General features: G+C 43.6%; 12 protein-coding genes. 4 read left to right on the top strand and 8 right to left on the bottom strand.

Going from position 1 to position 16,744, the window contains the following annotated elements:
* Positions 1 to 107 precede the first annotated feature (107 nt).
* The 6 genes from H5073_RS05980 to H5073_RS05955 all read right to left on the bottom strand — a co-directional run bounded on the left by H5073_RS05980 (position 108) and on the right by H5073_RS05955 (position 7,827).
* Entirely contained in the window at positions 108 to 554 is a 447-nt protein-coding gene (locus H5073_RS05980) for a hypothetical protein (protein WP_182677936.1), read from the bottom strand.
* Positions 555 to 1,024: 470 nt separating this feature from the next.
* Positions 1,025 to 2,431 carry an ATP-dependent RNA helicase DbpA gene (gene dbpA, locus H5073_RS05975; protein WP_182677934.1) on the bottom strand — a complete coding sequence of 469 codons (1,407 nt, stop codon included), beginning with the start codon at positions 2,429 to 2,431 and terminating at the stop codon, positions 1,025 to 1,027.
* Between the two features lie 117 nt (positions 2,432 to 2,548).
* Entirely contained in the window at positions 2,549 to 3,415 is an 867-nt protein-coding gene (locus H5073_RS05970; protein WP_182677932.1) for a pirin family protein, read from the bottom strand.
* 251 nt (positions 3,416 to 3,666) lie between these two features.
* Complete coding sequence (locus H5073_RS05965) at positions 3,667 to 5,730, bottom strand: PhoX family phosphatase (protein WP_182677930.1); 2,064 nt, start codon at positions 5,728 to 5,730, stop codon at positions 3,667 to 3,669.
* A 176-nt stretch (positions 5,731 to 5,906) separates the two neighbouring features.
* Positions 5,907 to 7,172: a DEAD/DEAH box helicase gene (locus H5073_RS05960; RefSeq protein WP_182677928.1), complete on the bottom strand. Its 1,266-nt coding sequence runs from the start codon at positions 7,170 to 7,172 to the stop codon at positions 5,907 to 5,909.
* Between the two features lie 175 nt (positions 7,173 to 7,347).
* Positions 7,348 to 7,827, bottom strand: a complete 480-nt coding sequence (locus tag H5073_RS05955) for a hypothetical protein (protein WP_182677926.1) — start codon at positions 7,825 to 7,827, stop codon at positions 7,348 to 7,350.
* A gap of 281 nt (positions 7,828 to 8,108) precedes the next feature.
* Here H5073_RS05955 and H5073_RS05950 point away from each other — a divergent pair, with 281 nt between their 5' ends.
* The 4 genes from H5073_RS05950 (at position 8,109) to ygfZ (ending at position 12,316) form a co-directional block, all read left to right on the top strand.
* Positions 8,109 to 8,309, top strand: a complete 201-nt coding sequence (locus tag H5073_RS05950) for a hypothetical protein (protein ID WP_182677924.1) — start codon at positions 8,109 to 8,111, stop codon at positions 8,307 to 8,309.
* Positions 8,310 to 8,751: 442 nt separating this feature from the next.
* Complete coding sequence (locus H5073_RS05945) at positions 8,752 to 9,486, top strand: ABC transporter substrate-binding protein (protein ID WP_182677921.1); 735 nt, start codon at positions 8,752 to 8,754, stop codon at positions 9,484 to 9,486.
* Positions 9,487 to 9,654: 168 nt separating this feature from the next.
* Entirely contained in the window at positions 9,655 to 11,148 is a 1,494-nt protein-coding gene (locus H5073_RS05940) for a methyl-accepting chemotaxis protein (protein ID WP_182677919.1), read from the top strand.
* Between the two features lie 211 nt (positions 11,149 to 11,359).
* On the top strand, positions 11,360 to 12,316 hold the full coding sequence (gene ygfZ, locus H5073_RS05935; protein WP_182677917.1) for a tRNA-modifying protein YgfZ: 957 nt from the start codon (positions 11,360 to 11,362) through the stop codon (positions 12,314 to 12,316).
* Between the two features lie 180 nt (positions 12,317 to 12,496).
* Here the strand turns inward: ygfZ and fusA are convergent, their stop codons facing one another.
* Together fusA and H5073_RS05925 are read right to left on the bottom strand one after the other, a co-directional pair.
* Entirely contained in the window at positions 12,497 to 14,590 is a 2,094-nt protein-coding gene (fusA, locus tag H5073_RS05930) for an elongation factor G (protein ID WP_182677915.1), read from the bottom strand.
* 303 nt (positions 14,591 to 14,893) lie between these two features.
* On the bottom strand, positions 14,894 to 16,303 hold the full coding sequence (locus tag H5073_RS05925) for a diguanylate cyclase domain-containing protein (protein ID WP_310734229.1): 1,410 nt from the start codon (positions 16,301 to 16,303) through the stop codon (positions 14,894 to 14,896).
* Positions 16,304 to 16,744 lie beyond the last annotated feature (441 nt).

Genomic DNA, 16,744 nt, shown 5'->3' with positions numbered 1-16,744 from the left:
AATTTAAAAGCATAAAGCCAAAATTTTAAGCTAGGTGGCATCGTTAACCATTATAAATTACAGAATCTGTTACACCTTCTAGGCACTAACGAAGGCATTAATTTAAGCTAAGGTGTAACTGTAATTTCGTGTTGCACGTTATTGCCCTTTTCATCTACAAATCTTGTTTTAAATTTTGACTCTTCCCCTGTGACATATATTGTATATATTGAATTTTTCTCTCCTTTCACACCATTAAATATAGTTGTTCCAATACGCGATCCATTCTTATAAGTAAGCACTATAAAATTCTCCTCATTCGGAAATAGCAATGCATCTGAATGGCGGTTATTGATATGTGATGCTGCTATTTTTTGAGCAGGATTAGCGCTTCTTTTGTATGCGTATACATTTGAGAATCCCGAACCATCGTGAACTACTTTTACGACTGGCCAATCTTCTTTTCCAACATTATTGTTACTATTAAAAGTTGGGACGAAATTTAAGGCATTCGAAATAGTAGAACAACCCACAATAAAGACTGTAAAAAATACAATCATCGCACGAATTTTCATTTAATTTTCCTATTCTAAAATTTTAGTTCGAGTAGTTATAACATTTTAGAGAAATAAATCTGAAGAAATAAATCTAGCTGGCTAGCCATTATATCATTATCCTAAACTAGGATTTCAATATACAAGCTTGCCATGGTAAGCCGGTATGCTAGAGTTTCAATTAACTTGTTTATGCTCATGGTTATACCAATCACATTAATGATGTGATCTATCAGAGCACCTCAAGCTTTTCAATTCAAGGCGCATTAATGCAGTAAGGGTTATTCCCTTTCAAACCTCATTCTTACACAAGAATGCAACGATGAAGTGGAATGCTTGAGACGCTCCCACTCTGAATGACCAGATAATTAATACGATCGGTATTATATATCCATTACATGGCCCCCAGAAACAATAAAACCCCAAGACGCGCTAGCTTCTTGGGGTTTTATTTTTAGATCTTAGCTGTACTCGCTCAGGCTATATCAAGATTATAAAAGCCAGGCGCGGTAGCTGCGGCCCTTAAGCTTACCCTTGTTCAGTTTATTCAGCGCTTGATTAGACACATTGCGCTTTACTGCCACATAGGCGCGAATATCCGTTACCTTGATTTTACCGATATCGTTGGCATCTAAACCATTATCACCAGTAAGGGCACCGACTATGTCGCCTGGGCGAATTTTCTGCTTCTTGCCGCCTTCGATTTGAATGGTCACCATGTTGGCTTCCAGCGGGGTTTTGTTTAGCACGTTCAAGCCTGGCAAGGCTTCGGTGACGATTTCAATATTTAACATTTCTTCAATCATGGCAACTTTATAGCCGTCATCGTGCCCGATAAAACTGTAGGCGGCACCGGTACTGCCAGCACGGCCAGTACGACCGATGCGGTGAAGATGCACTTCGGCATCATAGGCGAGATGAAAATTAAATACCGCATCTAAGGCATCGATATCTAAGCCGCGAGCCGCCACATCGGTAGCCACTAATACTCGTGCGCTCTGGTTGGCAAATTGCAGTAGCATTTGATCGCGATCCCTTTGCTCCAGATCCCCATGCAGTGCCAATACGCTAAAGCCAAACTCAGCGAGTTCGTCTGCCACCTGCTGAGTCTCACGCTTAGTATTGCAAAATACCACTGCGCTTTCTGGTTGCTCGCTAAGCAGCAATAAACGCAGCGCTTCTAGGCGTGATTTGTTGTCTTCAAGCTGATAGAAATGTTGATCTATGCTGACAGCATCATGGGTCGATTCAACTTTCACCATCACAGGCTTGTACATTATCTCATCGGCAATGGATTTAATTTGATCTGGGAAGGTGGCGCTAAATAGCAGCGTCTGACGCTCACGGGGAGTTTGCTCAATAATGGCATCGATATGATCTTGAAAGCCCATCTCTAGCATGCGATCCGCTTCATCGAGCACTAGCATGTTCACATTGCTTAAATCTAAACGGTTGCGATCTAAATGATCTATTATGCGCCCAGGGGTGCCAACAATGATGTGCGCGCCATGTTCAAGAGAGCCCACCTGCGGCCCCATAGGCACGCCGCCACACAAGGTTAATACTTTAATATTGTGAATGCCGCGAGCTAAAGTGCGAATTTCTTTGGCGACTTGGTCGGCCAATTCGCGGGTTGGGCACATCACTAAGGTCTGAATGCGAAAACGCTTCACGTCCAATTTATTTAACAAACCTAAGCCAAAGGCTGCGGTCTTACCTGAACCGGTTTTACCCTGACCAATCACGTCATCACCGGCCAAAATTGGCGGTAAGCTCTGGGCTTGGATTTGAGTCATGGATTCATAACCCATGGTCTTGAGGTTCTCAAGCAGTTCAGTTTTAAGGGTTAGCGATGAAAAAGCCGTGTTGGCGGCTGTCTGGCTGTTTGAGTTACTCAAGGTTATATCCTGTATGGCAGAAAACAAAGGGCCAAAACATCGAATGAATGCTCTGGCCTGATGCCGCCTATTGTAGCAACCTTAGTGGCATTTTGCTGCTTTATCTTTGCTGTGCTTTTAGGCTATTTGACCAAACTTGCCTTGCTGATAATCACTGATCGCTTGGTTGATTTCAGCTTGGGTATTCATCACAAACGGGCCATGGTGGACTATTTTCTCAGAAATTTTAGTCCCAGCGAGTAACAGGAATCCCGCCCCTGCTGTGGTGGCCTTAAGGGTTAGCAAGGTTTGGCTGTCCAAAATAAGTAATTGCCCCGCAGTGGCTAACGTCTCTTTACCCGCTTTATCTTGATAGCTAAGCTCTCCTTGATACAGATAAAGATTAACCGTTTGATGCTGCGACAGTGCTAATTCAGCCACACCTTGTGACGCTAGGGTCACATCGGCAATGGCGCCATTGGCGGCCAAATCAGGTAATAGACCATCTACATATTCCGCATGTTCTGCAAAAGTCCATTGACCCGCTAAGGCCTTTAATACGGCGCCTGTGCTATTTTCAATTTGCGGGACTGCCTTGCCTGCGGTGTCTTGATACTGGGCGGGACGCATCTTGTCTTTAGCGGGCATGTTTATCCAAATCTGGAATCCATGCAGGCCCTCGTTGTTATCTGTAAGTGGCATTTCTGAATGAATCACCCCGCTGCCTGTACTCATCCACTGGGCATCGCCGCTGCGAATGGCTTTGATATTTCCCAGCTGGTCTTTGTGCTCAAAACCGCCTTTTAAAATATAAGTGAAAGTTTCTATGCCCCTGTGGGGATGCGGCGGGAAACCACCGATAAAATCTTGCTCATCATTAGATTTAAGCTCGTCGATCATCAAGTAAGGATCAAAGCGCTGTAAATTAAAATCAGCAACTCGGCGAATATTAACCCCATCTCCATCCATAGCAGGACGGGCGTTGAAACTGTGAGTGACGTTCATGGATTATCCCCTTAAGTGTGAATGACGGCTTGAGCCAAAATAATTGAGCCATAGCGATTAAAGCACGGCTTCAAGCTATAGCCTCAGATTAACACCCACTTAAACGAATAAAAATCGCAATAAATATCAGTTTTACATCTAAAAAATCGAACTATAGGTGGCAAAAATAAAAATGCCCTAAAGGTTAACTTAGGGCATTGAGTGCAAATGCGAAATACTCTCTATGGATGATTAAGTTGTAGCAGAAAGACTTACAAGCCGACTTCAGTGCCATCGAGTTTACGAATAACCACAGTCGCCGCCCTTGGGCGCACGCTAGTGCCTGCTGGGGTAATTTCGGCGGCGTTATCTGAGTAGGGCCAGTTATCAGGGTGCTGAATATTGGCAAATATGCTGGTGTAGTCGGGTGTAATAGCAAAGCCTGTCACTTCACAGCCATTGGGGCCCACAAAGAAGCGCTTAAGCTCGGCTTGATTATCGGCATTTAGCACTTGCTGCTTGTCACTGCTGTCTCGAAGGCGCGATGGCACTATAGCGAGCATTTGATCGTTAGTATCTTCTTCGACTTCATCGGCGCCGTTATCGGTTTGTACCCACAAGATGCCGCGGTTATCAAAAGCTAAGCCATCAGGACTGGCAAACTGATTTAAGTCGGTAAGCCCAGAGATATTCGTTTGCGCATCAGCATCGGCAGGCGCGCCAAACACGAAAATATCCCAGCTAAACTCTGTGGCTTTATCGCCTTCATCCCAGCGAATAATGTGGCCGAAGTTATTTTTAAGCCTTGGATTAGCGGCATTGGTTTCGGTGCGCTTAGAATTATTGGTCAGGGTTAGGTATACACTGCCTGTGAAAGGGTCTACGGTGCACCACTCGGGTCTATCCATGGGGGTGGCGCCAACAAGATCTGCAGCCCCTGCGGTATTTAAGATAATAGCGGCTAAAGTATCAAAGCTCGCCGCCAAGGTGCTTCCCTCTGTGGTTGGGCTTTCTAAGGTCAAAGGCAGCCATTCACCCACCCCTTCTTCAGAGAATTTAGCCACATAAAGCGTGCCATCATTCATGTACTTGTCGCCTGTGATTAAGCGATTAGCCGAGTTGGCATCGGCTTCATCCCACACAGCATTTGAGACGTATTTATACAAGTATTCAAAGCGTGAATCATGGCCTGAATAAAACACCACAGGTTTACCCACAGCAAGCTTGCCAAAGGTGCAGCCTTCATGACGAAAACGCCCTAGAGCGGTGCGTTTAACGGCGCGAGAATTGGGGTTGTACGGGTCAATTTCGACAATATAGCCATGACCGTTGGCTTCATTGCGATAATCGCCGCTGGCATTACTGGCTGTTGGCGTCACATCGAAGCGAGCAAATTCATCGAGACGCTCATCGTCATTACCGGCTAAATCATCCCAGCCGTAACGGGTGCTGGATGTGGAAATGCCAATGCGCTGCTGATCTTGACTCAAGGCGCCTTTATTTACAAAGTAGCCCGGCCAGTTTTCTTCACAGGTTAAATAGGTGCCCCAAGGGGTACTGCCATTACCGCAATTATTGAGTGTGCCGCGGGCTTGGCTGCCATCGGGGGAATAGCGGGTTTCAAGGTAGCTGCTGTAAGCCATGGGACCTGCTATATCCATGACGCTAGCCCCGGTAAAGCGGCGATTATGCTTATCGTTGGCTTGTACTTGCCAGCGATTATTGATGAATTTAATTCGCAACACAGATACGCCATGAGCATTGATTTCTTTACGTATTTCATCAATTTCGGTGCGAAGCCCTGTGATGCTATCAAAGGTTGAACCACTGGGATGCAGCGCATCTTGGTCGATATATTCATGGTTAATGCACAGCAGGCCATCATCTTTAGCATCATTAAGCGGGAAAAAATGCATACCATCATGATGCATGCCAACGGCGTTGGCTTGGTCTTCCGCGCTATTAGTGCCATCGGCTTTCCAAGGCGCCGCTTTATTGTTTAACGGTGTGCCCCAAGGCGCTAATACATAGGCGCTGTAACCTGCGGGAATGGCAACGGCATCCAGTTTTGAGCCAGTAATAGAATCAAACCCTAGCACAGCAGCGCTTTTATTGGCTGGTGCTGGCGTTGGTGTCGGAGCTGGAGTGGGAGTCACGGCGGTGTTATTATCTGAGCCACAGCCAACCAGACCCGCGCCCGCAAAGGCAGTCATGGCGCTCAAGCCTAGGCCACTTTTAACAAAGTTACGTCTAGAAAGTTGTTTGTCTAATACTTGGCTGAAGGTTTCATTTTGGCTGTTGTTATAACGGGTTGGATCGAAAGTGGCCTTGCTCATAAATAAATTGTCCTTAGTCACACTCTGGTTATTAGCCGGGAGTTATCAGTTCATTGTTATTGGCTTTTTAGGGTTATTCGCTTTTTCCTAGCAGCGATTTCCGAACTTAGCCTAATGACTGTTTGTGACAATAAGGACGTAATTAGATGACAATAATACCGCGTTTTAATGACAAGTTAACGTTTGGCTTTACCGAGGGCTTTGCGTCTTGCTTGTTGCTTCTGCCCCGCCTTGGTGTGCTTGCGACTTAAAGTCACTTCTTTGGTTAAGTCAGGCTCAAAGCCTGGATACCACTGCTGAGGTAAGCGCCTATCTAGCAAGGTTTCTAGACTCATCAATTTTGCTGTGTCTTCAATGGCAAACAAGGTCACTGCAACGCCATCTTTTCCCGCTCGCCCCGTGCGGCCAATGCGGTGAATGTAATCCTCACTCACATGAGGTAATTCATAGTTCACTACATAATTAAGGTCTTCAATATCAAGGCCTCTGGCCGCGACATCGGTTGCCACCAATACCTGCACATTAGACAAAGAGAAATCTTTCAGCACATTTTCGCGCATGCTTTGAGTCAAGTCGCCATGAAAAGCCAGGGCGGCGATGCCGTTTTGTTGCATCTTCGTCGTTAGACTATCAGCACCTTGCTTAGTGCGAGAAAAAACCAGCACTTGCTGCCAGTTCTCTTGACTTATTAAATGGCACAACAGGCTCAATTTACGGTTTTCATCGACGCAATATACTCGCTCGATAATTTTAGCGACTTTGGCATTAGCTTTAGCAACTTCAATGACTTTAGGCTGATTAAGCAAATTCCTACTAAAACTGAAAATACTGTCGTTCAATGTGGCTGAAAACAATAAGGTCTGTCGCTGCTTTGGCAATTGCCTTAATAAATCACGAATTTCATCCTTAAAGCCCATATCTAACATACGATCGGCTTCATCAAACACTAAGTATTCCACTTGCTTAAGCGACACAACTTTATGGCGTAAATGATCCAGCAGCCTGCCTGGCGTCGCCACTAAAATATCCACCCCGTCTTTAAAGCTGCGCACTTGCTCACCAATACTGGCGCCGCCATAGGCAATCGCACTTTTAAGGTCAGTACCTTGAGTTAGCCCATCGATATTGCTTTGCACTTGCAAAGCAAGCTCACGGGTAGGAGTGAGAATAAGTGCTTTAATCACCTTAAGTGGTGGGGTTTTACTGGGCGCTAATTCATCTGTTTGAGATAACAGTTCATCGGCTTGAGTGAGTAACTTATGCACTAACGGAATAGCAAAAGCCGCCGTTTTACCTGTGCCCGTTTGCGCGCCCACTAATAAATCTTGCCCAGCAGTAATTTCAGGAATAGCTTGCTGCTGCACTGGAGTAGGTTCGGCATACTTTTGCGCTGCAATAGTAGCTTGAAGCTTAGGGTGTAAGTTAAATGCTGAAAAGGACATAGGATAATTATTCGAACTCAAGCTGTGGAGTATTCAATAAAAAACGCCCTAAAGAGCGCTATTTGCATAGCGCTTACTATAGCAAAATCTATTCATTAGGGCCTAGGTTCTTTCACTCAGGTGTTGCCCGATATTTCACTCAATACATTGCTACAATGTCTTGCTGCAATGTTAGCTAAGGTAAAATATTAAGCCGCCCTAGGCAGCGGGATATGTTGAGCCCCCCCTTAATAATGATACCGAATAATAGCCCCATTACCATCCCCTCAGCTGTGAACCAAAAAGGAGACTGCAATAACCCATCAATGCCGAAGATGTTTTGCATCAACGCTAACAGCTGATCAAAGGCAAAAAAGCTCATCACAAAGTTAAGCCAAGCCCCCATAACGCCAGTTGTTAACCAAACCGGTAGCTTACACTTCAATATTGGGTGATAACTAATTTGCACGCATAAACCGATAACTGCGCCAAAGGTGATATACCAGAGTAAGATCCCCCAGCGAAACAAAGCCCCAGTTTCTGGGAAGCAGTATTTAAGCATCAAGAATCCAGCCAAACCTGCAAATAGCCCGAGTAACTTTCCAAGGGCAATTTGTTGCATTAACAGGTATTGGGTAGGATCGCGGTTTTCCGTAGCAGGTATTTCATCAGTCATCGCTCCCTCCTTAATAATCCTTAATCCTTAATCCTTAAATGCTTAAATGCTTAAATGCACGCCTCAGATTCTTCTATCCTAGGACTTGGTGTTGTGATCTGCACCACAATTACACTATTTATACGACACCACAACTCATCTTGAGCCAAAGCCACTTGACGCTTTTCTTAAGTGGGAATAGCATTCATTCAAACAGGCATTATTAAAGCATGTTTATTTATACATGCTTAATTATCACGAACACATCCCAGTTTTGCTTATTACTTTTTAGAGGTCACTGCATGAACAATCCAATCAATAAGCTCTTCCAAGCGTTTAAGAAAGATGAAGTTAAAAGCCAATTTGTTGATGCCGCAGAAGCTAACGCAGCATCGACTTACAATCCTGTGACGAGTGAAGCTGATACTGAAGTCAGCGCACAAACGGCGTCAAGTGAGCCGAAAAAGCACTCATGTTGTGGTGGTTGTGGCGGTGGTCACTAAAAATTAACGGCAACATTAACCGCTGCAATATTGCCGGCAGATTTTAATAATCTCAATATGTGCAGCGCCTACCCTCTCACGACTTTCTCACCCTGTATGTCACAGGTTTTAACAATTTTTATAAAGAGTGCTGCTATATAACGGCTATTTCATAGCATCCGCAGCCACAAGCCGAAATTCTAATGGCCAACTAAATTTGTCACATTAAACACACTGCGACTTTTATGCTCTAACTCTCATTGGTTGAGAAGCAATAATCAAAGGCTAAAATCCTTAATAGGTTCCAGTGACTTAGCAACTCACTTTTAAAATTCCCGTCTATACTCAGAGCGTTGGTTACTTCACTTTGGATCCAGTTGTGAGCTGTCTTTAAGAAGCAGTAATGCCAAGAAAGAGTAGCTTAACAAACAGTGGCGGACGCCTTTACTTTTTAGGAGATATTATGAAACTCAATTACGCCCTTATCGGCTTGATGCTTGCCTTCACAGGCTCCTCTGTCAACGCAGAAACCGTCCATTTAAGCTCGTTAGATTGGGCACCTTACTCAGGTAAAAGCTTAGCAGACCAAGGCGCTTCAGTGGTAGTCGCAAAAGCGGCTTTTAAAGCCATGGGTCATGAGTTAGTGGTTGATTTCTTTCCTTGGAGCCGCGCGGTTAAGCTCGCTTCAGAGTCGGGTTCAAAATATGCGGGCTATTTTCCTGAATATTTATATGAATCCAGTGAGTTCACTTTTTCAGCCTCCATGGGACAAGGCCCTCTTGGCTTAGTAGAAAATAAATCAAGCCCCATAACTTGGTCTCAGGTGGCTGATTTAGCCAACTTTAAGTTAGGAGTAGTGCAAGACTATGTTAATACCGAAGAGCTCGATGCCTTAATAGCAAGCGGTAGCATTAAGCCTCAAACTGTGACATCTGATGAAATCAACGTACAAAAAGTCGCAGGAGGACGTATTGATATAGCAGTCATTGATGCCAATGTCCTTAGCTATATGTTAGCCAATAACAATAAGCTTGCTAGCGCCAAGGAAAAGGTGCAAATGAACACTAAACTACTGACAAATAAAGACCTTTACATTGCCTTTAGAAACGATGCTGATGGCAAAAAATGGCAAGCAATTTACAATGAAGGTCTAGGTAAAATCGATATTAATGCATTAATGTCTGCTCACTTAAAATAAGCGCAGTCTCCTATGGAGCACTGCCGTCGGGCCGTCGAGATTACTATTGCTTACTCTAATTCACTAGAGACATTAACCACCAGCATTAGCTATCGACGGCACGATGAACACATTGTACTAAGCGGACTTAATTGCTTTTTTGATCCCAAGTTAATATGAGTACTATTTATGACTCTGATGAAATCAATTTCATTTAAGCTGATCATGGCGGCCCTAGTTACTGTGACTATTTTGGTGGTGGTATTTGGGGTTTATGATTACATTGTTCAAAGTGAGAAACTCCAGCACAAGCAAGATGCACAGCTAACCTTGGTAGCATCTCGGCTACAACTCAGCCTTCCCAGCGCAGTCTGGAACTACGAAGAGTCACAAATAGTCCGCATTCTAAACTCTGAGCAGCAGTCTGATGACGTGTTATTTTTAAGCCTGCATAATGACAAAGGCGAGCAAGTGTCAAAATCAGAAGGAGAGGTCGGTAGTCACTTTAAAGAAGTGAAATTACAATATGTGGAAGATGATACAGCCACGGAAATTGGTACAGTAAAAATCTATATTGATGATACGAGCATCAAAGAAGAACTCTCAAACTTGGCCTTTAGATCCATTCTTAAAGGGTTATTACTGGATTTTTTCTTAGTAACAGCGCTGAGCTTACTGTTTAGTCGAATGGTTACTCGCCCTCTAACCCATGTTGCCAATGCCTTAGAAAATATTGCCAGTGGCGAAGGCGACCTTACTCGAAGACTTAATGCCAGCCGCGATGATGAGATAGGTCGGGTCTCTAATTCGTTTAATGTTTTTGTGGCTAAAATTCAAACCTTAGTGCAATCAATACAAGTTTCTGTAGATGATGTTTTTCGTGAAGCACGCAATGTTCATACTGGGGCTGAAGCCAGTCGTGGTCATGTTCATGATCAACAAATGGAAACGGATCAAGTGGCTGCGGCCATCACCCAAATGTCAGCCTCAGCAAAAGAAATCGCTAGCAGCGTGCAATTATCTGCTGATTCTGCCCAGCAAGCTAATTTAGATGCAAAAGAAGTTTCAAAAATCATCAACCAATCAATTGACTCTATTCATGATTTATCCAATCAGCTTACCGATGCAGCCTCTGTTGTTAACTCACTAGAGCAAAATGTGGTAGGGATTGTGTCTGTGCTTGATGTTATTCGCGCAATTGCCGAGCAAACTAATTTACTTGCATTAAATGCGGCTATTGAGGCAGCTCGCGCGGGAGAGCAAGGTCGAGGTTTTGCGGTCGTGGCAGATGAAGTGCGGGCACTGGCAAGCCGAACTCAGCAAAGCACTGCTGAAATCCAGCTGAGCATCACCAACCTTCAAGCAGGCGCAAAATCTGCGGTTAAAGTGATGCTAGAAAGCCAAGTAAAAAGTGAAGCTTCAGTTAAAAATGCCCAGAGTTCAGGCACTGCAATCAACAGTATCTTAGTGTCAACAGAACGCATTACCGATATGGCAAGTCACATTGCCACCGCTGTCGAGCAGCAAAGTGCGGTATCGGAAGACTTAACCCATAACATCAACCGAATAGTCACTTCAGGACAAGATAATCTAGGTCAACTTGATGATATGAATAGAAATTCAGAGAGTTTAGAGACCACATCAAAAACATTAAAACAATTAACCAGTCAATTTAAAGCATAGTGGTGTCCCATAGCTGCACCATTGACCTTAGCAAGTTGATATAAGTCTGCTGCAATAAGATTTTGATAGACTAAAGTGTCAATAGGGTGGCAATCGCTATGATACTCTATCAAGATTTTTATCTCATTATGACCTATAGATAACTGCTTTAGGACTGAGAAGATTTCCGTTACACTCTTGTCATTCTCCTTTCCTGTTTTAAGGACTAAAAATGTCAGTTTCCATTCAGCCTATGGCTGATTTCTATCCCGCATCTGAAATTAATGCCGCCAGCTTATCTCACTTTGGACTTATCGAAATCACAGGTGAGCAAGCTAAAACCTTCATTAATGGTCAAGTGACTACCGATATTTTAACCATGACCCAGGAGCAATGGCGCTGGGGAGCCCACTGCGATCCTAAAGGTAAGATGATTGCCAGTTTTAGGACTTTCTTACTTGGCGAGCGTCTATTTATGCTAATGCCAAAAACTACCTTAGGGTTAGATTTGCCCCAACTCAAAAAATACGCGGTTTTTAGCAAAGCAGAGCTTACTGATGTAACTGATAACTGGAAGATTTTAGGTTTATATGGCGAAAAAGCAGCCGAACTTGTTACCAAACACTTTGGTGAGTTAAGCCACGAATTAAGCGTCATAGACCAAGGTGCGATTCTAAAACACAGCTTTGGGTTTATGGTTATTCTGCCTCTATCGCAAGCACAGAATTTTATTGAACAAGCAGCACTTGAGCCATTAGATAACGCAGTATGGCAAGCCCTAGAAATTAATGCTGGCTACCCTAACATAGACAGCCAACACAGTGGCCAATACGTGCCACAAATGTGTAATCTGCAGGCCATCAATGGCATTAGCTTTACCAAGGGCTGTTATATGGGCCAAGAAACCATCGCTAGGATGAAATACCGAGGCGGCAACAAACGCGCCTTATACATACTTGAAGGCACGACAAAGCTAACCTTAAGCACTGAGAGCCAAGTCGAGATCCAACTTGAAGACGGATACCGCAAAGTCGGTAATGTCATCGAAGTGGTGCAGCAAGGTGAAAGAGTACTAATGACAGCTGTACTCGCTAATGATACTCAAGCTGATGCTGTGCTTCGTATCGCTGACGATGAAACCTCAAGCTTAACCGTCAAAGCCCTGCCTTACTCTTTAATTGAAGATTAATAGCCATCGTCTTGCGTGTTCAGGTAAATTATCCAAATAGCGAGCTTAGGCTCGCTTTTTTGTTTCTAAAAATCACCACATCTCTTGCTATTAGACTCATAATATTAATTGTCTGGGCGTTTAGCGGGCATAAAAAAACCGCTGCCTAGGCAACGGTTTTTATAAGCTATGAGTTAAGAATTACTTCTTAGCTTCAGCAGCTTTACGTTCTTTAACTTGAGTAACAACTTTCTCAGAAACGCTGTTAGGACAAGCTGCGTAGTGAGCGAATTCCATAGAGAATTGGCCACGACCAGAAGTCATAGTACGTAGTGAACCGATGTAACCGAACATTTCTGATAACGGTACGTCAGCCTTGATACGAACACCAGTCACACCAGCATTTTGGTCTTTGATCATGCCACGACGACGGTTCAAGTCACCAATAACATCACCCACGTTGTCATCTGGGCTGAACACGTCAACTTTCATGATAGGCTCAAGAAGTTGTGGCTTAGCTTTAGCGATAGACTGACGGAACGCGCCTTTAGCAGCGATTTCGAACGCGATAGCTGACGAGTCAACTGCGTGGAATGCACCATCTGTAAGTTCGAATTCAACGTCTAACACTGGGAAGCCAGCGATAGTACCTGTGTTCATCATGCTACCAAAACCTTTCTGAACCGCAGGCCAGAATTCTTTTGGTACGTTACCACCAACAACTGAAGACTTGAACACAAAACCTGTGTTTGCTTCGCCAGGACGGATCTTATAATCGATCTTACCGAACTGACCAGAACCACCAGATTGTTTCTTGTGCGTGTAGCTATCTTCAACTTCTGCTGTGATAGTTTCACGGTAAGCAACTTGTGGCTCACCAACGATTAGTTCAACACCGTAAGTACGCTTAAGAATATCTACCTTAATGTCTAAGTGAAGCTCACCCATACCTTTAAGGATGGTTTCACCTGAATCTTCGTCAGTTTCTACGCGGAAAGATGGATCTTCTGCGATCATCTTACCGATAGCGATACCCATTTTCTCACTGCCGCCTTTATCTTTTGGCGCAACAGCGATAGAGATAACTGGCTCTGGGAACACCATGGCTTCTAGTGTGCATGGGTGCTTAGGATCACATAGCGTGTGACCAGTTTGCACGTTCTTCATGCCTACGATAGCGATAATGTCACCAGCTTGAGCCGAATCAATTTCGATACGGTCATCAGCGTACATTTCAACCATACGACCAACACGCTCAGTTTTACCTGTAGCAGAGTTAAGTATGGTGTCACCTTTCTTGATACGACCTGAGTAGATACGTACGAATGTTAATGCGCCAAAACGGTCATCCATGATCTTGAATGCCAATGCTTTTAAAGGTGCATCTGGATCAACGATTGCGAATTCGCCGTTTTCATTACCTTCTTCGTCAGTAAGTGGCTGTGGCTCAACTTCAACTGGATCAGGTAAGAAATCAACAACAGCATCTAACAATAACTGCATACCTTTGTTTTTAAAGGCGCTACCACAGTATGTTGGGAAGAATGCTAGTGTACGAGTACCAGTACGAATACAACGCTTAATGTCTTCAATAGATGGCTCAACGCCTTCCATGTAAGCTTCCATTAAGTCATCGTCTTGCTCTACTGCAGCTTCGATTAGCATTTCACGGTATTCTTCTACCATGTCTACCATGTCAGCTGGAACGTCTTGGATTTCGAAGTTTTCTGGTAAACCAGAATCATCCCAAACGTGTGCTTTACGAGTTAATAGGTCAACAACGCCTGTGAACTGGTCTTCGATACCGATAGGTAGAACCATAACAAGTGGGTTAGCCGCTAACACGTCTTTAGTTTGCTTAACAACACGTAGGAAGTCAGCACCCATACGGTCTAACTTGTTTACGAAGATGATACGCGAAACTTCAGAATCGTTAGCATAACGCCAGTTAGTTTCTGATTGTGGCTCAACACCACCAGAACCACAGAATACACCGATACCACCGTCAAGCACTTTAAGAGAACGATATACTTCAACAGTGAAGTCAACGTGTCCGGGGGTGTCGATTACGTTAAAACGGTGCTCATTCCAGAAACAGCTTACCGCTGCTGACTGAATAGTAATACCGCGCTCAGCTTCCTGTACCATGAAGTCAGTCGTTGACTCACCATCGTGAACTTCACCGATCTTGTGGATCTTACCGGTTAGCTTAAGGATACGCTCGGTGGTCGTGGTTTTACCCGCGTCAACGTGAGCGAAGATACCAATGTTTCTGTATTTGGATAATTCGGTCATGATTCAACTTTAATGATTAGTTTAAGAAGTAGACGGAGCATGTAAAAAAAACGACACACCGCACATCAGGTTATTTAAGGCGCATATTGTAAATTGGAACCTTGCTGGGCGCAAACAGCTCTTGCATTATTTATCAGTTTTTAATGAAAAAAATACATAAAACCGGCATTTAATCTAAATAAAACAATAAAATAAAAATAATTGATTATTTTTTACTCAGATTAACTTTATGAATTTTTTTAGCGCTTTTACGGCTCTACTGTGAACATCACAGCTAGATTTGGTGATTAATCCAGCTAAAGTTCAAAATTCAACCACATGGGTATCGGTACAAATTTGGTTTCTACCAGCGACTTTAGCTCGATATAAGGCTTTATCCGCTCGCTCAAGGCACGCAAGTATAGGCTCTCCCGAGGTCAGTTTAGCAATGCCGTAACTGCAGGTAATGTTAATTCCTGCTCCAAAATCAGTTTGTTGAAGCTTAGCGGCTAATCGCTGACATAAAGCATAGGCTTCATCAAGTTCAACATTAGGGCACACGATAATAAATTCCTCCCCACCCCATCTCGCGACAACATCAGAGTTATGCACTGTGGTTTTGAGCAGCTGCGCTAATACCGAAAGTACATGGTCACCAACGCTATGGCCAAAGTTATCATTAATTAACTTAAAATGATCGGCATCCATAATGATAAGACTCGTTGGGCTGTCATCTAAATTTTCACTCGCATTGTCTACAAAATGAGAATGAAAATAATGACGATTGTAAAGCTGAGTCAAAGGGTCGTGCTTAGCAAGGAAATCCAGCTGATGGTTTTTTTGCTCTAAGCTCAACCTCAATGCATCGAGCTGTTTATTATGCTGTTCCAATTCGATGGAGTATTGATTGATACAATAATTACGATAAAGCAGCAGAAAAATACACCCTCCAAGTAATAGCAGTACTCTAGCTGCCATCTCATAATCAATATCCTCAATAATGGAAACGTTATGCCACTTATTATAAATATTGATCCTTTGGGTTTCAGTTATATCAGCTAACGCTTGGTTGATAAGCGGCAATAAATACGCAGCCTCATTGGTAAAACCAAACCTTAGCTCATCAGCGGGTCCTCCCCACCCCGCAATTTTAAGCTCGGTTAAGTCTGTTTGCTGTATATAGGCATTCACTGAAAACATAGATCCCACAAATACATCAGCTTCACCTCGAGCAACGCTTTCTAAGCCTGCTTTCTCGCTGCTTGCCAGCTTGAGATTAAGCTTGGGGTAATGACGTTGAACGTATTCAACTAATCGATATCCTGATGGGATGGCCAACACCCTATCGCCAATATTGCCAAAGCCTTGTAAAAATGGCTCTGACTTTAATGATACCAGCACATTGGGCGCTTCAAAGTAAATGTCACTAAACTGTAAAAATAACTCTCTATCCGGTGTAATATTCAAAAAAGGCGTCATCATGCACAGCCCTTGCTTTAGATAAGCCAAAGACTCAGACCAGCTTTGGGTTGGCACTAGCGTGAATGTGTAGCCGGTACTTTGAGAAATCAGTTGCAAGTAATCCGATGAAATCCCTACATGCTTACCTTCAACAATAGCCTCATAAGGCAACCAGTCAGGGTCGACACAGTAACTTATATCTACGGGTTTGGAATTGGGTTCGAGGAGTTGGGGTTCTATATTGGAATAGGGAAAAGCCCCTGCTTTGGGCACAAAAACGCTAATGCAGAGCATCAACACGAGACCAAAATAGCAATAAAAATCTAACCTGCAGCGGAATATATTCACTGGCGTCCTAGGTAACCTCTGCTCGGGATAATAAACGCATATCAAACAATCCTTTGCACCGCTAACGGCGTTGATTTTACTTGCAATCGATTCGCTATTGACGCGTATTCTTTGCATGAGAAAGTGCCTTGCTATCAGCGCAAAGTTCAAGTTTGAATACAACAAAATATTGAATTTAAGCTATTACAACACAATTTATTCATCTCTTAACTCGAGTTAAGCTTATGTAACCTCTGTTCTGACTCAAGCAAAGCGAAGGTCAATTGTATAAAAAGAATACACCCAGTGACTGAAAAAGCAATGTTATACCAGGCGTATTAATTATCTGGTCATTCAACAGAAACAAAAATGCCCATCTAAATAGAT

The organism is Shewanella sp. SR44-3 (assembly GCF_014163735.1).
In the GTDB taxonomy this organism is placed as follows: domain Bacteria; phylum Pseudomonadota; class Gammaproteobacteria; order Enterobacterales; family Shewanellaceae; genus Shewanella.
The sequence above is the reverse complement of the archived record's forward strand: the minus strand, read 5'-3'. Positions and strand labels throughout refer to the sequence as shown.